Here is a 1,634-nt window from a genome sequence, read left to right as displayed (position 1 = left end):
CCCGGGCCGAGCCGTGTCCGGCCGCTCAGATCCTGGCGTAGAGCGCGGAGGCGTCGTCCGAGGACTTCCCGCGCGGCCAGCGGACGCAGTCGGCGTCCGTCCGCTCCACCGCCCGGACCTGGGCGATCAGCTCGCCCGGGCCGGACTCCGCGAGCAGCCGCAGCGCGTCCGACCAGCTGCCGAGCCGGAACCGCTCGGTGAACCGGGCGGCGCCGTCGGTCAGCGCCGCCACCCCGCGCAGCTCGGACAGCGGGACGAACCCGGTCTCGGCGTGCTCCGCGGCCCGCGGGGCGGCGGCAGCGATCCACGGACCGTGCCCGGTGTTGCGGGCCGCCCGGACGGCCTGCGCGTACTCCCGGTAGAGCGCGGCCCGCTCCGCCGTGCCCGGCACGGTCGTCCACACCTGCCGGCGCAGCAGTTCGCCGCCGGGGAAGCGCTGGTTGTCGCCGATCACTCGGGGCGCGCCGTCCCGCGGGTGGAGCACCAGCAGCGAGTCGCCGAGCACCAGGTACTCCAGGGCGCCGCCGCTCAGCCGGGCGGCGACCACCATCGCGGCCGGGGTGTTGGGGTGGCCGAGGTCGCAGCGGCCGCCGTGCAGCGCGGCGGTCTCCGCGATGGCGTCGGCCAGGCACTCGGCGATGGTGCGGTCGGTGCGGTCGGTCAGCCGGGCGAGCAGGTGGACGCCCAGCCTCCTCGCGTACCAGGCGGTGCCGTGGCGGCACCCGGTCTCCAGGTCGTCGGGCGTGCTGGACCCGTCCAGCAGCACCAGTGCTTCGGCGGAGGCGGCGGCGAAGTCCTCGCTCTCGCGCTCCGGCCCGTACGGTTCTCCGGCGAGCTGTACGTGCATCGGACCAGTCTGCGGGCCGGGGAGGCGGGCGAACAGGGGTGTGACAACGGTCTTCGGGCCGCGGGGCGAGCGGTGGCGACCGGGCGGAACGGGACATACCGTCGGATAACCGTCCGCCCTCACCCCTTGGAGTGCCGCGATGGTCTGGCAGTTCTTCGTTCTCGTGGCCGCGTCGCTGTTCTTTCCGGCGCTGGCGCTGTTCATGCTGATCGGTCCGCCGAGGTTCCCCGACGAGGAGAAATGAGCCCGCGGGCGCGGCCCCGGGCGTGGCAGGCTGGGGTCTGTCACGGCTCCGGCCCCCGGAGCCCCGTCCAGGAGGTCGCGCCATGACCCAGGAATCAGCCCCGCCCGCCGATCAGGAGCCCGCGGAGCAGTCGGCCGCCGAGGCCGCGCCGGCGGCCGGGGACGACGTGAAGGCAAAGTTCCTCGCCGCCCTGCAGGCCAAGCACGGCGGCCCGGCCGGGCGGGCCGGCGCCGGCGGTGATTCGAAGATCCACGGCACGCATGGCGCGGCCGGCGGCAAGCGCACCTTCCGTCGCAAGAGCGGCGGCTGACGGCGCTAGCGAGCAGTGACGCGGGGGGGGGGGCCCCCGGGGCGGGCGGGGGGGCGCGGGCCCGCCCCGGGGGGGCTGGGCGCGGGGGGGGGGCGGGGCCCGCCCCGGCCGATCACGGCCCCCCCGGCCTCGCCCGGGGATAGCACGCCCGAGGGCAGGCCCCAGTGTCTAACCCCCAACCAAGCGGCGGGGGCCCAACAGCCGGTCGGCTGCTGTGGTCTCCTGCTCCGGCC

The 1,634-nt window shown here is 76.7% G+C and carries 2 protein-coding genes; one reads left to right on the top strand and one right to left on the bottom strand.

Translation table 11 applies throughout. The features are described 5' to 3' along the window. Nucleotides 1-25: 25 nt before the first annotated feature. A complete protein-coding gene (locus ACFV0G_RS39130; RefSeq protein WP_380558609.1) occupies nt 26-847 on the bottom strand; it encodes an integrase in 822 nt (273 codons plus the stop codon). Between the two features lie 326 nt (nt 848-1,173). Here ACFV0G_RS39130 and ACFV0G_RS39125 point away from each other — a divergent pair, with 326 nt between their 5' ends. Further along, nucleotides 1,174-1,401, top strand: coding sequence for a DUF5302 domain-containing protein (locus ACFV0G_RS39125; protein WP_380558606.1), 228 nt, complete (start codon nt 1,174-1,176; stop codon nt 1,399-1,401). Nucleotides 1,402-1,634 lie beyond the last annotated feature (233 nt).

Origin of the sequence: Kitasatospora sp. NPDC059571 (assembly GCF_042735675.1) — a bacterium.
Taxonomy (GTDB): domain Bacteria; phylum Actinomycetota; class Actinomycetes; order Streptomycetales; family Streptomycetaceae; genus Kitasatospora.
Note: the sequence above shows the minus strand (reverse complement) of the source record. Positions and strands in the feature narration are given on the sequence as shown.